General features: G+C 70.0%; 15 protein-coding genes. 3 read left to right on the top strand and 12 right to left on the bottom strand.

All coding sequences use genetic code 11. From position 1 onward, the window contains the following. Positions 1 to 44: 44 nt before the first annotated feature. From prcA to arc, 5 genes are all read right to left on the bottom strand, one after another. Positions 45 to 806: a proteasome subunit alpha gene (gene prcA / locus ACF068_RS21325; RefSeq protein ID WP_064069118.1), complete on the bottom strand. Its 762-nt coding sequence runs from the start codon at positions 804 to 806 to the stop codon at positions 45 to 47. Positions 807 to 840: 34 nt separating this feature from the next. Next, positions 841 to 1,686 carry a proteasome subunit beta gene (gene prcB / locus ACF068_RS21320; RefSeq protein WP_392275843.1) on the bottom strand — a complete coding sequence of 282 codons (846 nt, stop codon included), beginning with the start codon at positions 1,684 to 1,686 and terminating at the stop codon, positions 841 to 843. A 149-nt stretch (positions 1,687 to 1,835) separates the two neighbouring features. After that, on the bottom strand, positions 1,836 to 2,054 hold the full coding sequence (locus tag ACF068_RS21315) for a ubiquitin-like protein Pup (RefSeq protein WP_016325855.1): 219 nt from the start codon (positions 2,052 to 2,054) through the stop codon (positions 1,836 to 1,838). A gap of 166 nt (positions 2,055 to 2,220) precedes the next feature. Continuing rightward, the gene (dop, locus tag ACF068_RS21310; protein ID WP_392275842.1) at positions 2,221 to 3,732 is read right to left on the bottom strand and encodes a depupylase/deamidase Dop; all 1,512 of its coding nucleotides are present in this window, start codon (positions 3,730 to 3,732) and stop codon (positions 2,221 to 2,223) included. Between the two features lie 268 nt (positions 3,733 to 4,000). Continuing rightward, entirely contained in the window at positions 4,001 to 5,767 is a 1,767-nt protein-coding gene (arc, locus tag ACF068_RS21305; protein WP_392275841.1) for a proteasome ATPase, read from the bottom strand. Positions 5,768 to 5,999: 232 nt separating this feature from the next. On the opposite strand from arc, the gene ACF068_RS21300 reads away from it, so the two are divergent. Further along, positions 6,000 to 6,311 (top strand): ferredoxin, encoded by a 312-nt coding sequence (locus ACF068_RS21300; protein WP_392275840.1) that lies wholly within the window; start codon positions 6,000 to 6,002, stop codon positions 6,309 to 6,311. A 4-nt stretch (positions 6,312 to 6,315) separates the two neighbouring features. Here the strand turns inward: ACF068_RS21300 and ACF068_RS21295 are convergent, their stop codons facing one another. The 3 genes from ACF068_RS21295 to ACF068_RS21285 form a co-directional block, all read right to left on the bottom strand. Continuing rightward, entirely contained in the window at positions 6,316 to 6,888 is a 573-nt protein-coding gene (locus ACF068_RS21295; protein WP_392275839.1) for a hypothetical protein, read from the bottom strand. A gap of 203 nt (positions 6,889 to 7,091) precedes the next feature. Next, positions 7,092 to 7,979 (bottom strand): tRNA (adenine-N1)-methyltransferase, encoded by an 888-nt coding sequence (locus ACF068_RS21290; RefSeq protein ID WP_073758328.1) that lies wholly within the window; start codon positions 7,977 to 7,979, stop codon positions 7,092 to 7,094. Positions 7,980 to 7,997: 18 nt separating this feature from the next. Continuing rightward, complete coding sequence (locus ACF068_RS21285) at positions 7,998 to 9,245, bottom strand: site-2 protease family protein (protein WP_392275838.1); 1,248 nt, start codon at positions 9,243 to 9,245, stop codon at positions 7,998 to 8,000. 107 nt (positions 9,246 to 9,352) lie between these two features. Here ACF068_RS21285 and ACF068_RS21280 point away from each other — a divergent pair, with 107 nt between their 5' ends. Beyond that, positions 9,353 to 10,288 carry a RecB family exonuclease gene (locus ACF068_RS21280; protein WP_392275837.1) on the top strand — a complete coding sequence of 312 codons (936 nt, stop codon included), beginning with the start codon at positions 9,353 to 9,355 and terminating at the stop codon, positions 10,286 to 10,288. 17 nt (positions 10,289 to 10,305) lie between these two features. Continuing rightward, positions 10,306 to 10,977, top strand: a complete 672-nt coding sequence (locus ACF068_RS21275) for a response regulator (protein ID WP_392275836.1) — start codon at positions 10,306 to 10,308, stop codon at positions 10,975 to 10,977. A gap of 139 nt (positions 10,978 to 11,116) precedes the next feature. On the opposite strand, the gene ACF068_RS21270 is transcribed toward ACF068_RS21275, so the two are convergent. The 4 genes from ACF068_RS21270 to metH form a co-directional block, all read right to left on the bottom strand. Next, on the bottom strand, positions 11,117 to 12,706 hold the full coding sequence (locus ACF068_RS21270) for an ABC transporter substrate-binding protein (protein WP_392275835.1): 1,590 nt from the start codon (positions 12,704 to 12,706) through the stop codon (positions 11,117 to 11,119). Between the two features lie 64 nt (positions 12,707 to 12,770). Continuing rightward, positions 12,771 to 14,369 (bottom strand): ABC transporter substrate-binding protein, encoded by a 1,599-nt coding sequence (locus ACF068_RS21265; RefSeq protein WP_392275834.1) that lies wholly within the window; start codon positions 14,367 to 14,369, stop codon positions 12,771 to 12,773. Positions 14,370 to 14,847: 478 nt separating this feature from the next. After that, positions 14,848 to 15,549: an HAD family hydrolase gene (locus ACF068_RS21260; protein WP_392275833.1), complete on the bottom strand. Its 702-nt coding sequence runs from the start codon at positions 15,547 to 15,549 to the stop codon at positions 14,848 to 14,850. Positions 15,550 to 15,686: 137 nt separating this feature from the next. After that, entirely contained in the window at positions 15,687 to 19,199 is a 3,513-nt protein-coding gene (gene metH, locus ACF068_RS21255) for a methionine synthase (RefSeq protein ID WP_392275832.1), read from the bottom strand. Positions 19,200 to 19,345 lie beyond the last annotated feature (146 nt).

The following is a 19,345-nucleotide window of genomic DNA, read 5'->3' as shown; positions in this document are numbered from 1 at the left end:
CCGGACCGCGGGTGCGGTCCGGGGCACTCGTGTCCGGGCCCGGATCAGTCCTCCGACTCCTCCGGCTCCTCGTCCGAGGGCGCGTCCGTCGGGGTGGAGGCCGAGGCGTCCGCCTCCAGGAGGCGGGAGAGCTGGCGGCCGACGATCCGCTTGAACTTGCGCTGCTGCGGGCGCGTGCGGTCCAGGATCGCCACCTCCAGCCGCTCCGCGGGGATCTCCCGCTCGCTGCCGTTGGTGTCCCGGGACAGCGCCTGCACGGCGAGCTTCAGCGCCTCGGCGAGCGACATGCCGTCGCGGTGCCGCTGGTCGAGGAAGCTGCTGATCTGCTCGGCGTTGCCGCCGACCGCGACCGAGCCGTGCTCGTCCACGATCGACCCGTCGTGCGGCAGACGGTAGATCTGGTCGCCCTCCGGGGAGGTGCCCACCTCCGCCACGACCAGCTCCACCTCGTAGGGCTTCTCGCCCGCGCTGGAGAAGATGGTGCCGAGCGTCTGGGCGTAGACGTTGGCGAGCCCGCGGGCCGTCACGTCGTCGCGGTCGTAGGTGTAGCCGCGCAGGTCCGCGTACCGCACGCCGCCGATCCGGAGGTTCTCGTACTCGTTGTACTTGCCGGCCGCGGCGAAACCGATGCGGTCGTAGATCTCGCTGAACTTGTGCAGCGCACGGGACGGGTTCTCACCGACGAAGACGATGCCGTCGGCGTACTGCAGCACAACCAGGCTGCGTCCACGGGCGATGCCCTTGCGGGCGTACTCCGCCCGGTCCTGCATGGCCTGTGCGGGCGAGACATAGAACGGCGTCGTCACCGGCTATCCGTCCCTTTCTTCAGATGGGCAAACATCAGAGCAGCGCGGCGCGCGGGCCGTCGGGCTGTTCGAGGCGGCGCTCCAGGATCGCGCGGGCGGTCTCGGAGGACTCGGCCTCGGTGAGCCGCCGGAAGCCCTCGTCGGTGATGACGGTGACGATCGGGTAGATCCGCCGGGCCACGTCCGGGCCGCCGGTCGCCGAGTCGTCGTCCGCCGCGTCGTAGAGCGCCTGCACGACCAGGGTGATGGCCTGCTGCTCCGTCAGGTCGTCGCGGTAGAGCTTCTTCATGGCGCCACGGGCGAAGATGGAGCCGGAGCCGGTGGCCGCGAAGCCGTGCTCCTCGGACCGGCCGCCCGTCACGTCGTAGCTGAAGATCCGGCCCTTCTCCCGCTCGACGTCCCAGCCGGCGAAGAGGGGGACGACGGCCAGGCCCTGCATGGCCATGCCCAGGTTGCTGCGGATCATCGTGGAGAGGCGGTTCGCCTTGCCCTCCAGGGAGAGCTGGGCGCCCTCGACCTTCTCGAAGTGCTCCAGCTCAAGCTGGAAGAGCTTGACCATCTCCACGGCGAGTCCGGCGGTACCGGCGATGCCCACCGCCGAGTACTCGTCGGCCGGGAACACCTTCTCGATGTCCCGCTGGGCGATCATGTTGCCCATCGTGGCGCGCCGGTCACCGGCGAGCACCACGCCGCCGGGGAAGGTGGTGGCGACGATGGTCGTGCCGTGCGGTGCCTCGATGGCACCCTGGAGGGGCGGCAGGGTCCGCTTGCCGGGCAGCAGCTCGGGCGAGTGGTCGGCCAGGAAGTCCATGAAGGAGGAGGAGCCGGGCGTCAGGAAGGCTGCCGGCAGACGCCCGATGCTACGAGGGTTGGCTTCCACGCGTTTCCTTCCGAAATGAGGCGGCGGCCCGCCGCTGCGACGGTCGGGCCGATCATGCGTGCTGTGCACGGACCTTACCCGTGCCGTCGCCGGTCATCCGTCCCGGTGCCCTCGGCTTTCACCGACGGCACCGGGAGGGACAACGAGCTCTACTGTCCGCCCTTTTGCACGAAGGACCGCACGAAGTCCTCGGCGTTCTCCTCGAGGACGTCGTCGATCTCGTCGAGTACGGAGTCGACGTCGTCGGACAGCTTCTCCTGGCGCTCCTTGAGGTCCTCCGAAGCCTGCGCGTCCTGCGCCTGCTCCTCGACCTCCTCGGTGGAACGCGTGGCCTTCTGCTGCCCGCCGCCGGTGTCCTTGGTCGCCATATCCCTCACCCCGCTCGTTTGCCCGCTTGGTTCGGTGTCTCAAGATCAGACCCTACAAGGACGGTCTGACATCGGCCCTGCACTTTCTCCAACGTCCAGGGAGTATCCCCATGATTCCCGGAGATCCCCCGGCCAAGCTCTTTTCGCACGAGTACTCGGCCGGGGCTCAGTGCCCGGACAGCACGCGGACCAGGTCCTCGGCCGTGCGGCAGCGGTCCAGGAGCTCCTTCACGTGGTTACGTGTACCGCGCAACGGTTCCAGGGTGGGAACCCGCTGGAGGGAGTCGCGGCCGGGCAGATCGAAGATCACCGAGTCCCAGGAGGCGGCGGCCACGTCGTCCGCGTACTGCTCCAGGCACCTGCCCCGGAAGTAGGCCCTGGTGTCCTCAGGAGGCTTCGACTGCGCCCGCGTGACCTCGTCCTCGGTCAGCAGCCGCTTCATCCTCCCGCGGGCCGCCAGACGGTTGTACAGGCCCTTCTCGGGGCGCACGTCGGCGTACTGGAGGTCGACCAGGTGCAGCCGCGCCGCGTCCCAGTCGACGCCGTCCCGGCGGCGGTATCCCTCCATGAGCTCCCGCTTGGCCACCCAGTCCAGCTCGCCCGCCAGGCTCATGGGATCGTTCTCCAGCCGGCCCAGGGTGTCCTCCCACCGGGCCAGCACGTCCATGGTCTGCTCGTCGGCGTCGGCCCCGAACCGCTCCTCCACGTACTTGCGGGCCAGCTCGAAGTACTCCATCTGCAATTGCACCGCGGTGAGTGTCCGGCCGCTGCGCAGCGTGATCAGGTACTGGAGCGAGGGGTCGTGGGAGACCTGGTGCAGGGTGCGCACCGGCTGGTCGACCGCGAGGTCCACCGTGATGAAGCCGTCCTCGATCATCGAGAGCACCAGGGCCGTCGTGCCGAGCTTGAGGTAGGTCGAGATCTCGGAGAGGTTCGCGTCGCCGATGATCACATGGAGGCGGCGGTACTTCTCGGCGTCGGCGTGCGGCTCGTCCCGGGTGTTGATGATCGGCCGTTTGAGGGTGGTCTCCAGTCCGACCTCGACCTCGAAGTAGTCGGCACGCTGACTGATCTGGAAGCCGTGCTCGTGGCCGTCCTGGCCGATGCCGACCCGGCCGGCGCCCGTGACGACCTGCCGGGAGACGAAGAAGGGCGTCAGGTGGCGCACGATGTCCGAGAAGGGGGTCTCCCGCTTCATCAGGTAGTTCTCGTGCGTGCCGTAGGAGGCGCCCTTGTTGTCGGTGTTGTTCTTGTAGAGGTGGATCGGCTGGGCGCCCGGGAGCTGGGCGGCCCGCTCCGCGGCCTCCGCCATGATCCGCTCGCCGGCCTTGTCCCACAGGACGGCGTCGCGCGGATTGGTGACCTCGGGGGCGCTGTACTCGGGGTGGGCGTGGTCCACGTAGAGCCGCGCGCCATTGGTGAGGATCACATTGGCCAGGCCGATGTCCTCGTCCGTGAGCTGACTGGAGTCGGCGGCCTCGCGGGCGAGGTCGAAGCCGCGGGCGTCCCGCAGCGGGTTCTCCTCCTCGAAGTCCCAGCGGGCGCGTCGCGCCCGGTGCATCGCCGCCGCGTAGGCGTTGACGATCTGGGACGAGGTGAGCATGGCATTGGCGTTCGGGTGGCCGGGGACGGAGATCCCGTACTCCGTCTCGATGCCCATTACTCGCCGTACAGTCATGCGGCCCTCCTTGCCCGGCGGCGTCCCCGTCCGGGAACGGCGCTCAAGTACCGCTGCTTCTCCGATGCGTGTGCGGTGCCCGTCCCCGCACTGCGCGACTCGGCGGTACGGAAGAGCCTAGAACGCCTCTGCGCTGGTGGGGAGATCAATTGCGTCATTGCTGCGGTGTGGTCGGAATGGTGGCCAGGACCGGTGAAAGCAGCCGGCCGCGGATGCCCTCCCCCGCTTTTCGCGGGGGACTCCCGGGCACCCGCAGCCGGAATGCGATCTACAGGTACTGACCGGTGTTCGCCACCGTGTCGATGGAGCGACCGGTGTCGGCGCCCTGCTTTCCGGTGACGAGCGTGCGGATGAACACGATCCGCTCGCCCTTCTTTCCGGAGATCCGGGCCCAGTCGTCCGGGTTGGTGGTGTTGGGCAGGTCCTCGTTCTCCTTGAACTCGTCCACGCAAGCCTGGAGGAGGTGGGAGACCCGGAGGCCCTTCTGGTTGTGGTCGAGGAAGGCCTTGATGGCCATCTTCTTCGCCCGGTCGACGATGTTCTGGATCATCGCTCCGGAATTGAAGTCCTTGAAGTACAGGACTTCCTTGTCACCGTTGGCGTACGTGACCTCGAGGAACCGGTTCTCCTCGGACTCCGCGTACATCTGCTCCACGACCGACTGGATCATCGCCTGGGCCGCGGCTTCCTTGGACCCATTGTGCTCGGTCAGGTCGTCCGCGTGCAGCGGCAGCGAAGGTGTCAGGTACTTGGCGAAGATGTCCTTGGCGGCCTCCGCGTCCGGACGCTCGATCTTGATCTTCACATCGAGCCGGCCCGGCCGCAGGATGGCGGGGTCGATCATGTCTTCGCGGTTGGAGGCGCCGATGACGATGACGTTCTCCAGGCCCTCCACGCCGTCGATCTCGGCGAGCAGCTGCGGGACGATGGTGTTCTCCACGTCCGAGCTGACACCGGAGCCACGGGTGCGGAACAGGGACTCCATCTCGTCGAAGAAGACGATCACCGGGGTGCCCTCGCTGGCCTTCTCACGAGCACGCTGGAAGACCAGGCGGATGTGCCGCTCGGTCTCGCCGACGTACTTGTTGAGGAGCTCGGGGCCCTTGATGTTGAGGAAGTAGCTCTTCCCCGCGGGCTGCCCGGTCACCTCGGCGACCTTCTTGGCAAGGGAGTTGGCGACGGCCTTCGCGATCAGCGTCTTGCCGCAGCCGGGCGGGCCGTACAGAAGGATGCCCTTCGGCGGCCGCAGCTCGTGCTCCTGGAAGAGGTCGGGGTAGAGGTACGGGAGCTCGACCGCGTCGCGGATCAGCTCGATCTGGTTCCCCAGACCGCCGATCTTGGTGTAGTCGACGTCCGGGACCTCTTCGAGGACGAGTTCCTCGACCTCGCTCTTCGGGATCACCTCGTAGACGTAGCCGGACCTGGGCTCCAGCAGCAGGGCGTCGCCGGGCCGGATGGTGATGTCCAGCAGCGGCTCGGCGAGCCTCACCACCCGTTCCTCGTCGGTGTGCCCGATCACCAGGGCGCGCTCGCCGTCCTCGAGGATCTCCTTGAGGGTGACGATGTCCCCGGCGCGCTCGAACTCCATGGCCTCGACCACGTTGAGCGCTTCGTTGAGCATGAGTTCCTGGCCGCGCCGGAGCTCGTCGAGCTCGACGCTGGGGCTGACGTTCACCCGGAGCTTGCGGCCCCCGGTGAAGATGTCGCAGGTGCCGTCCTCGTTCGCCTGCAGGAAGACACCGAAGCCGGCCGGAGGCTGCGCGAGCCTGTCGACCTCCTCCTTGAGGGCCACGATCTGGTCGCGGGCCTCACGGAGCGTATTGGCGAGTCGCTCGTTCTGCGCGGACACGCCGGCCAGGTTGGTCTGCAGCTCGACGATCCGCTCTTCGAGAATCCTCGTGTGACGCGGAGAGTCGGCGAGCTTACGTCGCAGGACGGCGATTTCCTGCTCGAGATAGGCAACCTGGCCGGCAGGGTCTTCAGACCCCCGCCCCGGCCGGATGCCGCGGTTGATGTCGTCGTCGTGGGCTGCCACGGTCCTCACCTCCTCCAAGGGGAGCTGGACGCTTCCTGACCCTACCTGGGTGGGTGGTGATTGAAACCCCTAGATCACAAAGACTCTCGGGGTGTGTCCGATCTTCACCCTTGCGCTCTCCCTCGCATCAGGGGGATACCCACCCATCAACATCTGAAAGCGGGCGGTTGTATGGTCGGAGTGGTCAACACCCGTCAGGGTTGGCCCGACTTACCACAGCAGAGGCAGGAACATGACCGTGCAGCACGAGGCCCCGACCACGGGCGCGGGCGAGGACCTGGAGGTCTGGATCGACCAGGACCTCTGCACCGGCGACGGGATCTGCGCGCAGTACGCTCCCGAGGTCTTCGAGCTGGACATCGACGGCCTGGCCTACGTGAAGAGTCCCGACGACGAACTGCTCCAGGCCCCCGGCGCCACCACACCCGTGCCGCTGCCCCTGCTCCAGGACGTCGTCGACTCCGCCAAGGAGTGCCCGGGCGACTGCATCCACGTACGCCGCGTCGCCGACCGGGTCGAGGTCTACGGGCCTGACGCGGAGTGACCGCTCACGCACTCCCGGCTTCGGCCGCGGAGGAGCGGACGAACTCGTCCCCCTGCCAGCGCCACTTGACCGTCTCGCGCCGGTCCGGGCAGCAGCTCGGCACGTCCGGTGAGGAATAGCCCAGCACGGTCGCGGTGACCACCCCGTCACGTACGGCGAGCCGCTCGACGCTGCGGCGCTCGGCCGGGGCCACCAGCGTGGCCACCACCCGGGGTCCCGCGGCACCGCCGACCAGGACGTACACCCCGCTGGGCGGGGTGCCGGAGCCCGCGCGGCAGTGCGCCGCCACGACCGTCTCCGGCCGCCCGTCGCCGTCGATGTCGCCCGTGGCCCGCTCGGCCACCACGCTGGGCGCCCCCGCGCAGTCGAGCGGGTACGCCACCGAGGCCGGGTCCGGGGCCGGCGCGGGCGCCGGGGCCGCCGCTGTCCGGATCACGCCCGTCTGGGAGGCCGTCGCGGCCCCGGGCTGGAGCATCCCGGCGCCGGCGACCACCGCGGCCATCGCCGCGGCGGTGGCGAGCCAGTGCACCGGGCGGGCGTGGGTGTGTGCGAGGTCCGGGACGGCGGAGGTCGGCACGCGGAGCGTCTCCTGTGGGCTGTGCGGTGGGGGTGGCCAGCATCGTGCCACACGTCACACGGGGCCCGTAACCAGGGGGTCGGTAACGCGAACGTAAAGGCGCCGCCGTCGAGTTCCCCCACCGGTGGCGGGAACTCGACGGCGGCGCCGCTGCGTTGTCGGGGCCTCGGGACGGGTGCCCGGGGCCTGCGCCGGACCCGGCGTCAGCCCTTGTTCGGGCCTTCGTAGTCCTCGCCGTACGCGCCCTTGGCGGGCCGGCGGCGGCGCATCGGGGGCTCCACGCCGTCCGCGAGGCGGCGGGCGGTGAGCAGGAAGCCGGTGTGGCCGATCATCCGGTGGTCGGGGCGGACCGCCAGGCCCTCCACGTGCCAGTTGCGGATCATCGACTCCCAGGCGGCCGGCTCGGCGAAGCAGCCGATCTCGCGGATGGACTCCACGGTCCGGGCGAGCTGGGTGGTGGTGGCGACGTAGCAGCAGAGGATGCCGCCGGGGACGAGGGCCTTGGAGACGGCCTCCAGGCACTCCCAGGGGGCGAGCATGTCCAGGATGACCCGGTCGACGTCGGTGTCGGACAGGTTGTCCTGGAGGTCGCCGACGGTGAGCTGCCAGGCGGGGTGCGGGCCGCCGAAGTAGCGCTCCACATTGCCCTTGGCGATCTCGGCGAAGTCCTCGCGCCGCTCGTAGGAGTGCAGCATGCCGTCGTCGCCGATGGCGCGGAGCAGGAAGCTGCTGAGCGAGCCGGAGCCCACACCCGCCTCGACGACGCGCGCGCCGGGGAAGATGTCGGCGAACGCCAGGATCTGCCCCGCGTCCTTGGGGTAGACCACGGCGGCGCCGCGGGGCATGGACAGGACGTAGTCGGGGAGCAGGGGGCGCAGCGCGAGGTAGGCGACGTTTCCCGTGGTACGGACAACACTGCCCTCGGGAGCACCGATCAGCTCGTCGTGCGGGAAGGAACCCTTGTGGGTGTGGAAATTCTTCCCGGCCTCGAGCGTGAACGTGTAGTGGCGTCCCTTGGGGTCGGTGAGCTGGACCTGGTCCCCGACCTCGAAGGGCCCGCGACGGCGGGCGGCACCGGTCGGTTCGGACATGTGACCAGTGTATGGGCTTCAGGAGCCCGGGCGTGCCATGGCCTGGACGAAGGCCCGCTCGACGTCCGCGGTGGACAGGACGCCGTAGATCTCGCCGGACTCCTCGACCACCAGGTACTCGGTGGCCGGATTCGCGCGGAGCCGGTCCAGCAGCGCCTCGCCCGCGAGGTCCGCCCCGACCCGCATGCCCTCGGTGAGGTCCTGGGCGAGGCCGCCGACCTCGACCCAGGGGCGGCGGTGCTGGGGGACGCCGACGATGGCCGTCTCGCGGACGAGGGCGGTGGGCTCGCCGTGGCCGTCGACCACGACGAGGGCCCGGGCGCCGGCCTCGTTGGCGCGGCGGAGCGCCTCGGACAGGGGGGTGGCGGGCTCGACGGGGACGGCCCGCCGGGTGAGGGTGCGGGCGCGCAGCTCGGGGAGGTGCTCGCGCAGCCGCGCCATGCGGAGGCTGTTCCCGGCGCCGGTCCAGATGATGGCGGCGAGGATGGCCGCGAGGAGCGCGTCGGTGACGGTCTCCAGGCCGCTGATCTCCTCGGTGTCGTTGCCGAGGGCACCCGTGTGGGTGAGCAGCGGGAGGCCGATGAGGACGGTGACGGCGAGGGCGCGGCCGACCCAGGCGGCGGCGACCGTGCCGCTCATGGGCTTGCCGGTGAGCTTCCACACGACGGCGCGGAGCATGCGGCCGCCGTCGAGCGGCAGCCCGGGCAGCAGGTTGAAGGCGGCGACGATCAGGTTGGAGATCATCAGGCCGGCGAGCAGGACGCCGGGCACGGTGCCGGGCTCCACGGCGTACATCGTGGCGTAGAAGACCCCGGCGAGGACCAGCGAGAGCAGCGGGCCGACGAAGGCGAGGACGAACTCGCGGCCGGGGGTCTCGCACTCCTTCTCGATCTCCGAGACGCCGCCGAAGAACTGGAGCTGGATGCGGCGGACCGGCAGCCGGAAGCGGAGCGCGGCGACGGTGTGCGCCAGTTCGTGCACGAGCACGGAGGCGTAGAAGGCGACCGCGAAGAAGAGGGAGACCAGGTAGCGGGCATTGCCGAGCTCGGGCAGGACGCGCTCGATCTGGCCGCCGAAGACCCAGGTGATGAGGGCCGCGACCAGGAACCAGCTGGGGGCGACGTACACGGGCACGCCGAGGACGCGGCCCATCAGGATGCCGCCGCCTTCCCGTGGCCGCCGCGGCTTTCCGCTGTCGGGAGCGGTGGCTCCGGCCTGGTCGGACCGCGGGCGGGGGTGCTCGCCGCTCTCGTCGTCCTTGTTCACAGGTTCCCTTCGGTGTGAAGCGTCACACGACGATCATGCAGTGTGGGAGGTTCTGGCGTCGATGGTATGCCGCGGGGTGTCAGTGGCGGGCCGTAGGGTTTGGAACCATGACCACGAGCCCCTCCAGCTCTCCGAGCCCGTCCGCGTCCTCGGGCCCACGCCCGCCCGTGTCGCTCTCGCCGTCGCGGGCGAGCGACTTCATGCAGTGCCCGCTGCTGTACCGGTTCCGGGTGATCGACAAGCTGCCCGAGAAGCCGAGCGCGGCGGCGACGCGGGGCACGCTGGTGCACGCCGTGCTGGAGCGGCTCTTCGACGACCCGGCGGTGGAGCGGACGGTGCCGCGGGCGAAGGCGATGGTGCCGGGGCAGTGGACGCGGCTGCTGGAGTCGCGGCCCGAGCTCGGCGAGCTGTTCGAGGGGGACGCCGACGGGGAGCTGCTGGCCCGCTGGCTGGCCGAGGCGGAGCAGCTCGTCGAGCGGTGGTTCACGCTGGAGGACCCGACGCGGCTGGAGCCGGCGGAGCGGGAGCTGTTCGTGGAGACCGAGCTGGACTCGGGGCTGCGGCTGCGGGGGGTGATCGACCGGGTCGACGTGGCGCCGACGGGCGAGGTGCGGATCGTCGACTACAAGACGGGCAAGGCTCCGCGTCCGGAGTACAGCGAGGGCGCCCTGTTCCAGATGACGTTCTACGCGCTGGTGGTCTGGCGGCTGAAGGGCGTGGTGCCGCGCCGGCTCCAGCTCGTCTACCTGGGCAGTGGCGACGTGCTGACGTACGACCCGGTGGAGGCGGACCTGCTGCGGGTGGAGCGCAAGCTCCAGGCGCTGTGGGACGCCATCGCGCTCGCCACCGAGACGGGTGACTGGCGGCCGCGTCCGACGAAGCTGTGCGGGTGGTGCGACCACCGGTCGGTGTGCCCGGAGTTCGGCGGCACTCCCCCGGTGTACCCGCTGCCGATCGTCCCCGCGCCGCGGGCGGACGGAGAGGTTCCGGGACCGGCGGGGCCGGGGGCGGGCGACCAGGGCAGAATGGGCCCCGTCCGCTGAGCCTTGGAGGAGTACCTGTGGCCATCCGCGTCCTACTGGTCGACGACCAGCCGCTGCTGCGTACCGGTTTCCGGATGATCCTGGAGGCGGAGCAGGACATCGCGGTCGTGGGTGAGGCCGGGGACGGCCTCCAGGCCCTCGACCAGGTCCGGGCGCTTCAGCCCGACGTCGTCCTGATGGACATCCGGATGCCCCGCATGGACGGGGTGGAGGCGACCCGCCAGATCACCGGTCCGGGCCGGGACGGTCCGGCGAAGGTGCTGGTGCTGACCACGTTCGATCTGGACGAGTACGTGGTGGAGGCGCTGCGCGCCGGGGCCAGCGGCTTCCTGCTGAAGGACGCGCCGGCCAATGAGCTGGTGCAGGCGATCCGGGTGGTCGCGGCGGGCGAGGCGATGCTGGCGCCGAGCATCACGCGCCGGCTGCTGGACAAGTACGCGGACCACCTGCCGTCCGGCGAGGAGCCGGTGCCGGACGCGCTGGGCACGCTGACGGACCGCGAGGTCGAGGTGCTGAAGCTGGTGGCGCGCGGGCTGTCGAACGCGGAGATCGCCGCGGACCTGTTCGTCAGCGAGACGACCGTCAAGACGCACGTGGGGCATGTGCTGACCAAGCTGGGCCTGCGCGACCGCGTGCAAGCGGCGGTGTACGCGTACGAGAGCGGTCTGGTGCGTCCCGGCGCCCAGTGACCGCCGGCGCCGGGCACGCCGCCGCGGGCACCGTCGGCGTACCGCGCGCGGTGGCGTGCCGACGGCGTGCCGGTGGCGTACGCGGACGGGGTGCCCGGCCGGTGGCCGGGCACCCCGTTCGTGCGTGGGGCGGGCGGGATCAGCCCTTCTTGATCTCCCAGAAGCGGAAGACGGTGGACGCGTCCAGCGTCCACTCCAGGCCGCTGATGCCGTCGCGGGCGACCGCGTACTGCTTGCCCTGCCACAGCGGCAGGATCGGCAGGTCCTTGGCCACCTGGTCCTGGAGCTTGCCGAAGTCCTCCTCGGTGGCGGTCCGGTCGGCGGTGGCGGAGGTGCGCGGGACGAGCGTGCCGGTGATCTTGCTGTTCTTGTAGTTGTTGGCGAGGACGTTGCCCTCGCCGAAGAACGGCTGCGTGAAGTTGTCGGGGTCCGGGTAGTCGGGCACCCAGCCCTTGACGTACACGCCGTACTTGCCGGCCTTGATGTCCTTCTCGTACTGGTCGAACTCGACCGACTGGACGGTGGCCTCGAACAGGCCGCTGTCGTTGAGCTGCTTGGCGATGGCCTTGAGCTCGTCGTCGGTGGAGGGGCCGTAACGGCTGGGCGTCGACCAGAGGGTGAGCTTCACCTTGTCGTCGATGCCGGCCGAGCGCAGGGCCTGCGCGGCCTTGTCGCGCTGCGGCTTGTCGCCGTACTCGTTGACGAAGGCCGTGTTGTGGCCGACGACGCCCGCCGGGATGATCGAGTACAGCGGGGTGGCGGTGGACCGGTAGATCTCGTTGACCAGGGCGTCCCGGTCGACGAGGTAGGCGATGGCCTTGCGTACGCCGAGCTTGCCGACGACCGGGTCCTCGACGTTGAACACCAGGTGCTGAACCTCGGCGCTGGAGCCCTCGATGACCTCTATCTCGCGCTCGGCGGAGGTGCTGGAGGCCTGGATGCCGGCGATCTCGGCGGCGGCGAGACCACGGTAGGCGATGTCCACGTCGCCCTTCTGGAGGGCCGTGCCCAGCGCCTTGCGGTCGCCGTGGAAGAACTTCAGCCGGACGCCGCCGTTCTTCACCTTGACCGTGCCCCGGTACTCGGGGTTGGGCGAGAAGACGGCCTCGCCGTCGCTGAAGGAGTCCAGCTTGTACGGGCCGGAGCCGACGGCCTTGCCGTCCTCGCGCAGTTCCCCGTCCTGGTACTCGCGGTGGTCGACGATGGAGCCGGCACCCGAGGCGATCTTGCTCGGGAAGGTGGCGTCGGGGACCTTCAGCGTGAACACGACGGTCTTGTCGTCCGGCGTGTCGATCTTGGCGATGGTGGCGAGCAGCGGCGCCGGCCCGGCCGGGTCGTTGATCTTCATCGCCCGCTCGAAGGAGAACTTGACGTCCTCGGAGGTCAGGGCATTGCCGTTGCTGAACTTCAGCCCGTCACGCAGCGTGCAGCGGTAGACCTTGCTGCCGCCCTGGTCGAAGCCGCACTTGTCGGCCGCCTCCGGCTGGGGCACCGACGAGCCCTTGGGGAAGCCGAGCAGGGACTGGAAGACGTTGTTGAACAGCAGCCACGAGCCCGGGTCGTAACCGGCGGCGGGGTCCGTCGCCAGAACCTCGTCGGACATGCCGACGGTCACCGAGCCGCCGGCGTCACCGGCGCCGCCGCTCTTCTCCTCGCCGCAGCCGCTCAGCAGGGCGGCCGCAAGCCCCGCGGCGAGCGGGGCCGTCAGCCACTTGTTGTGTGCCTTCACAGGAACCTTGCCTTTTGGATCTCATCGCCGGCCGAGCCCGTGTGCGCGGCCGGGTACAGCAGGGTCAGGCGATACCTCGGGAGAGCTCCCAGAGCTGCAGGTCCGAGGAGGTGTTCAGCGCCCACTCGACACCGGTCAGGTCGTCGCGGGCGGCGACGTACTGCTTGCCCTGCCACAGCGGCAGCACCGGGACGTCGGTGGCGACGATGTCCTGGATCTGCGCGAAGGCGGGCGAGGCGGCGTTGCGGTCCGCCGCGCGGCGCGACTCGGGGAGCAGCCGGCTGCGCGTGGCGCTGTTGACGTAGGGGGTGTTGAGGAAGTTGTCCGCGTCGAGGAACGGTGCGACGTAGTTGTCCGGGTCCGGGAAGTCGGGGAACCAGCCGAGGCCGTACACGGCGTAGTCGCCGCGCTTCTGGGCGGGGCGGAACTCCGACCACTTGGCGCCCTGGACGGTCACGTCGAAGAGCCCGGTGGCGTTGAGCTGGTCGCGCAGCGCGGCGAACTCCCGGGCGGTGCCGGTGCCGTAGTGGTCGCTGGTGTAGTGCAGCGTCAGCTTCACCGGGGTCGTGATGCCGGCGTCGCGGAGGATGCCGGCGGCCTTCTTGCCGTTCGGCTCGCCGTACTTGTTGAAGAAGGAGTTGGTGTGGGCGGTGATGCTGGAGGGGATGAGCGAGTACAGCGGGGTGGCCGTGGACCCGTACACCTTGCCGGCGAGCTGGTCGCGGTCGACGACGGCCGCCATGGCCTGGCGGACCGCCTTGTTCTTGACCGACGGGTCGTTGGTGTTGAAGCCGAGGTAGCGGATCTCCAGGCCGGGCACCTCGGTGATCTTGACGCCGGGCTTGGGGTCGTCGTTGAGGTCCTTGACCTGCTCGGGCGACATCGTCCGGGTCATCATGTCGATGTCACCGGACTCCAGCGCCTTGCCCATCGCGCCGGGGTCGTCGAAGGACCGCAGCTCGACCTTGTCGTTGCGGAGCTTGATGTCGCCCTTGTAGTGGCTGTTCCTGGTGAAGACCACCCGGGTGACCCGGTCGCCGCTGACGTGCGCCTTCATCGTGTACGGCCCGGAGCCGTCGACGTCGAAGCCGTCGCGGAGCTTCTTGGCGTCGTACTTCTCGCTGCTGAGAATGCCGGCGACGGGGGTGGAGAGCTTGTACGGGAATGTGGCGTCGGGGCTCTTGAGGTGGAAGACGACCTCGTCCTCGCCCTTGGTCTCGATCGTGTCGATGTTCGACAGCAGACCGGCGGCGCCGTTGTCCGACTTGATGGCGAGCACCCGCTCGATGGAGAACTTGACGTCCTTGGGGGTGACCGGCGTGCCGTCCGCGAAGGTCAGACCGTCCCGGAGGGTGCAGCGGTAGCTCTCGCTGGCGCGGTCGGTGAAGCCGCACTGGGAGGCCGCCTCGGGCACCGGGGCGCCGCCGCCGCGCGGGACGTGCATCAGCGTCTGGACGGTCTGGCGCAGCACGTTCCAGACGCCGGTGTCGTAGGCGAAGGCCGGGTCGAAGGGGGCGGAAGCGTCCTCTGTGGCGGCGAACTGGTCCGTGGTACCGACGACGATGGCGTCACCGCCGGAGCCGCCACCCGAACCGCCGCAGGCGGCGAGCAGGGGGGCGAGCAGGCCTGCGACGGCCGGCAGCACCAAGGTCTTGCGGTTCATTCTGGACGTTCTCCTCATCCGGCACTGGGTACAGCGGCGTTCGGACACTCCGCCGCGTCCGCCCGGTCGGGGCGGGGCGATCGGGCCGGGATACAGAGCGATCGATCGTGTGTTCCCGTGGGCTTGGTGGCCGGACGGGGCACGCGGAAACTGCGGCGAAGTTCTCGGCAAGAGATTAGTAGGCGACGCCACACTTCCAGGAACGGGGCCGAGTTGGGGCGACATCGGACAGTGATCAGTAATGCGCGCCGATCGATCTCTATGCGCTGGAATGATTCGTACACGGCTCCATGAATCAGGACACATGGGCGAGGCCGAAGCATGGTGTTCCGGGCATGTGGGCGTTTCCGGCCATGCGGTCCGCGCCACGCTGAGTGAGCAAGGTCACTCCGGGAGCCGGATGCCGGGGCACCGGGAATTGCCTCCCCGGACACTTCCGGTTTTCGCTGCTATTCGGCGCCGTACGCTCGGTGTGCGCTCAGTTCATTCGGGTGATCAATGTCCGCAGAAAGCGCAGGTCGACTTCTTCCAGGGATCGCACGACGACCCGCCCGTCGGCGGGCGCGATGGGCGCGACGGAGGGCACGGCGACCACCCGGCAGCCCGCGGCCTCGGCGGCCGCGACACCGGTCGCGGTGTCCTCGATGACGGCGCATCTGGCGGGCTCGGCGCCCACTCCGCGGGCGGCCAGCAGGTACGGGTCGGGGTGCGGTTTCGTACGGGAGACCTCGTCGCCCGCGACGGTGAGCGTGAAGCGGTCGCGGCCCAGCGAGTGCAGGACGCGGTCGATGATGCGGCGGTGCGAGGCGGAGACCAGCGCGGTCGGCACGTTGTGCGCGGCGAGCTCGGTGAGCAGCCGCTCGGCGCCCGGCATGAGCGGCACGCCCCGGCCGATGCGCCGCTCGAAGCGCTCGTTGAGCAGCACGGTCAGCTCCGGGAGTGTGATGTCGGCGCCGGTGGCCTCGATGAGGTACCCGGCGCTGCGGGTCATCGGGCCGCCGACGACCACGTCGCGCCAGGACTCGTCGAGAGCGTGGCCCAGCTCGCCGAAGACCTCGACCTCCGCGTCCCACCAGAACCCCTCGGTGTCGACGAGCGTGCCGTCCATGTCGAGGAACACCGCCTGGAGGGCGGAACCCCCGGCCGTACGGGTCAGGGACGCGGGGACCGTACTGGTCATCGGCACACCTCCAGGAAGGGACGAGAAGGCCGGCCGCTCTCCCCGGTGGGAAGCCCTCCGGGACATCCCCGCCGGGATTCCGCCGGGGAGGAGCGACCGGCCTGTTCTGGACCGACCAGTGTACGTCGCGCCGGGTGTCAGCGCGCGTTGAAGTACTTCGCCTCGGGGTGGTGGATGACGATGGCGTCGGTGGACTGCTCCGGATGGAGCTGGAACTCCTCGGAGAGGTGGACGCCGATCCGCTCCGGCCGGAGCAGGTCCGCGATCTTGGCGCGGTCCTCCAGGTCGGGGCAGGCGCCGTAGCCGAGCGAGAACCGCGCGCCGCGGTACTTCAGCGCGAACATGTCCTCCACGTCGGCGGGGTCCTCGCCCGCGAAGCCCAGCTCCGCGCGCACCCGCGCGTGCCAGTACTCGGCGAGCGCCTCCGCCAACTGGACGGACAGACCGTGCAGTTCGAGGTAGTCGCGGTACGAGTCGGAGGCGAACAGCTCGGCGGTGGCCTCGCCGATCCGGGAGCCGACGGTGACGACCTGGAGGCCGACGACATCGGTCTCGCCCGACTCCTCGGGGCGGAAGAAGTCGGCCAGGCACAGCCGCCGGCCCCGGCGCTGGCGCGGGAAGGTGAAGCGGGTGCGCTCGTTGCCGCTCTCGTCCAGGAGGATCAGGTCGTCGCCCTTGGACACGCAGGGGAAGTAGCCGTAGACGACGGCGGCCTCCAGCATGTTCCGGGTGTGGAGCTGGTCCAGCCAGCCGCGCAGCCGGGGCCGGCCCTCGGTCTCGACGAGCTCCTCGTACGTCGGCCCGTCGCCCGCGCGGGCCTGCTTCAGGCCCCACTGCCCCTTGAACAGGGCGCCCTCGTCCAGCCAGGACGCGTACTCCTTGAGCTGGATGCCCTTGACGACCCGGGTCCCCCAGAACGGCGGGGCGGGTACGGGGTTGTCGGTGGCCACGTCGGAGCGGACGCCGCTCTCGGGGGCCGGCTCGTCGACGACGGCGCCGGCCGTGGGGCGCACCCGGCGCTGCTTGAGTTCGGGGAGGGTGGCGCCCGGGACGCCGCGCTTGACGGCGATGAGGGCGTCCATCAGGCGCAGGCCCTCGAACGCGTCCCGGGCGTAGCGGACTTCGCCCTGGTAGATCTCGTGCAGGTCCTGTTCCACGTAGGCGCGGGTCAGGGCGGCGCCGCCGAGGATGACCGGGTAGGCGGTGGCCAGGCCGCGCTGGTTGAGCTCCTCCAGGTTCTCCTTCATGATCACGGTTGACTTGACCAGGAGACCGGACATGCCGATGACGTCGGCCTTGTGCTCGTCCGCGGCTTCGAGGATGGCCGAAACCGGCTGCTTGATGCCGAGGTTGACGACGTTGTAGCCGTTGTTGGACAGGATGATGTCGACGAGGTTCTTGCCGATGTCGTGCACGTCGCCCCGGACGGTGGCCAGGACGATGGTGCCCTTGCCGTCGTCGTCCGTCTTCTCCATGTGCGGTTCCAGGTGGGCGACCGCGGTCTTCATGACCTCGGCCGACTGGAGCACGAACGGGAGCTGCATCTGGCCGGAGCCGAACAGTTCGCCGACGACCTTCATCCCGTCCAGCAGGGTGTCGTTGACGATGTCGAGGGCGGGGCGGGTGGTGAGGGCCTCGTCGAGGTCGGCCTCCAGGCCGTTCTTCTCGCCGTCGATGATGCGCCGCTTGAGCCGCTCCTCCAGAGGCAGCGCGGCCAGCTCTTCGGCCCTGCCCGCCTTGAGCGACTTGGTGTTGACGCCCTCGAACAGTGCCATCAGCTTCTGCAGCGGGTCGTAGCCCTCGCTGCGCCGGTCGTAGATCAGGTCGAGGGCGGTGGTGACCTGCTCCTCGTCGAACCGGGCGATCGGCAGGATCTTGCTGGCGTGCACGATCGCCGAGTCCAGGCCCGCCTTGACGCACTCGTCGAGGAAGACCGAGTTCAGCAGGACCCGGGCGGCCGGGTTCAGACCGAAGGAGATGTTCGACAGGCCCAGGGTGGTCTGGACGTCCGGGTGGCGGCGCTTGAGCTCGCGGATCGCCTCGATGGTGGCGATGCCGTCCTTGCGGGACTCCTCCTGACCGGTGCAGATGGTGAAGGTCAGGGTGTCGATGAGGATGTCCTCCTCACGGATGCCCCAGGTGCCGGTCAGGTCGGCGATCAGCCGTTCGGCGATGGCGACCTTAGCCTCGGGCGTGCGGGCCTGGCCCTCCTCGTCGATGGTCAGCGCGATCAGCGCGGCGCCGTGCTCCCTGGCGAGGGCGGTGACCTTGGCGAAGCGGGAGTCCGGGCCGTCGCCGTCCTCGTAGTTGACCGAGTTGATCACCGCGCGGCCGCCGAGCTTCTCCAGCCCGGCCCGGATGACGTCGACCTCGGTGGAGTCCAGGACGATCGGGAGGGTGGAGGCGGTGGCGAACCGGCCGGCCAGCTCCTCCATGTCGGCGACGCCGTCGCGGCCGACGTAGTCGACGCAGAGGTCGAGCATGTGGGCGCCCTCGCGGATCTGGTCGCGGGCCATCTCCACGCAGTCGTCCCAGCGGCCCTCCAGCATCGCCTCCCTGAACTTCTTGGAGCCGTTGGCGTTCGTCCGCTCGCCGATCGCCATGTACGCGGTGTCCTGGCGGAACGGCACGGTCTGGTACAGCGAGGCCGCGCCCGGCTCGGGGCGGGGGTCCCGCTCGGCGGGGACGAGGCCGCGGACGCGCTCGACGACCTGGCGGAGGTGCTCCGGCGTCGTGCCGCAGCAGCCGCCGACCAGGGACAGCCCGTACTCGCGGACGAAGGTCTCCTGGGCGTCCGCGAGCTCGGGCGCGGTCAGCGGGTAGTGCGCGCCGTCCCTGCCCAGGACCGGCAGGCCGGCGTTGGGCATGCAGGACAGCGGGAGGCGGGAGTGGCGGGCGAGGTAGCGGAGGTGCTCGCTCATCTCGGCGGGGCCGGTGGCGCAGTTCAGCCCGATCATGTCGATGCCGAGCGGCTCCAGGGCGGTGAGCGCGGCGCCGATCTCGGAGCCGAGCAGCATGGTGCCGGTGGTCTCGACGGTGACGGAGCAGATCAGGGGCAGGTCCAGGCCGGCGGTCTCCAGGGCCCGGCGGGCGCCGAGGATGGCGGCCTTGGTCTGGAGGAGGTCCTGGGTGGTCTCGACGAGCAGCGCGTCGGCGCCGCCGGCGATGAGGCCCTCGGCGTTCTGCTGGTAGGCGGCGCGGAGGGTGCCGTACGCGACGTGTCCGAGGGTGGGCAGCTTGGTGCCGGGCCCCATGGAGCCGAGCACCCAGCGCTGCCGGCCGTCACCGGCGGTGAACCGGTCGGCGGCCTCGCGGGCGATCCGGGCGCCGGCCTCGGACAGCTCCAGGATGCGGTCGGAGATGTCGTACTCCCCCAGGGCGGAGAAGTTCGCGTTGAACGTGTTGGTCCCGACGCAGTCGACACCGGCGGCGAAGTACTCCTCGTGGACCGTACGGACGATGTCGGGCCGGGAGACGTTGAGGATCTCGTTGCAGCCCTCGAGGCCCTCGAAGTCCTCGAGCGTGGGGTCCTGCGCCTGGAGCATCGTGCCCATGGCTCCGTCGGACACGACCACGCGGGAGGCGAGCGCGTCGCGGAGGGCCGCGGCTCGGGTCCTGCTGTCAGCGGAAGGGGTCGGCAACGAGGCCATGGATGTGCTCCCTGGAGTGCGACGGCTGTCGGCTTTGCGCCCTCGGGGGAGGACGCACCGGGCCAGAGTAACCGCGTACCCGCCGGGGCGGACATCTTGTTCCAGGTGGTGGGACGGCATGCTGGGGCGGCGGCGTCCGTTCGTGT

The sequence above is a fragment of the Streptomyces sp. NPDC016309 genome, from assembly GCF_043077235.1.
GTDB lineage: Bacteria > Actinomycetota > Actinomycetes > Streptomycetales > Streptomycetaceae > Streptomyces.
Note: the sequence above shows the minus strand (reverse complement) of the source record. Positions and strands in the feature narration are given on the sequence as shown.

What these genes read in the sequence shown, in the direction of transcription:
- ACF068_RS21315 (WP_016325855.1), bottom strand. Translation starts at nt 2,054, where the DNA reads ATGGCGACCAAGGACACCGGCGGCGGGCAGCAGAAGGCCACGCGTTCC.
- dop (WP_392275842.1), bottom strand. Translation starts at nt 3,732, where the DNA reads ATGACTGTACGGCGAGTAATGGGCATCGAGACGGAGTACGGGATCTCC.
- ACF068_RS21300 (WP_392275840.1), top strand. Translation starts at nt 6,000, where the DNA reads ATGACCGTGCAGCACGAGGCCCCGACCACGGGCGCGGGCGAGGACCTG.
- ACF068_RS21290 (WP_073758328.1), bottom strand. Translation starts at nt 7,979, where the DNA reads ATGTCCGAACCGACCGGTGCCGCCCGCCGTCGCGGGCCCTTCGAGGTC.
- ACF068_RS21280 (WP_392275837.1), top strand. Translation starts at nt 9,353, where the DNA reads ATGACCACGAGCCCCTCCAGCTCTCCGAGCCCGTCCGCGTCCTCGGGC.
- ACF068_RS21265 (WP_392275834.1), bottom strand. Translation starts at nt 14,369, where the DNA reads ATGAACCGCAAGACCTTGGTGCTGCCGGCCGTCGCAGGCCTGCTCGCC.
- ACF068_RS21260 (WP_392275833.1), bottom strand. Translation starts at nt 15,549, where the DNA reads ATGACCAGTACGGTCCCCGCGTCCCTGACCCGTACGGCCGGGGGTTCC.
- metH (WP_392275832.1), bottom strand. Translation starts at nt 19,199, where the DNA reads ATGGCCTCGTTGCCGACCCCTTCCGCTGACAGCAGGACCCGAGCCGCG.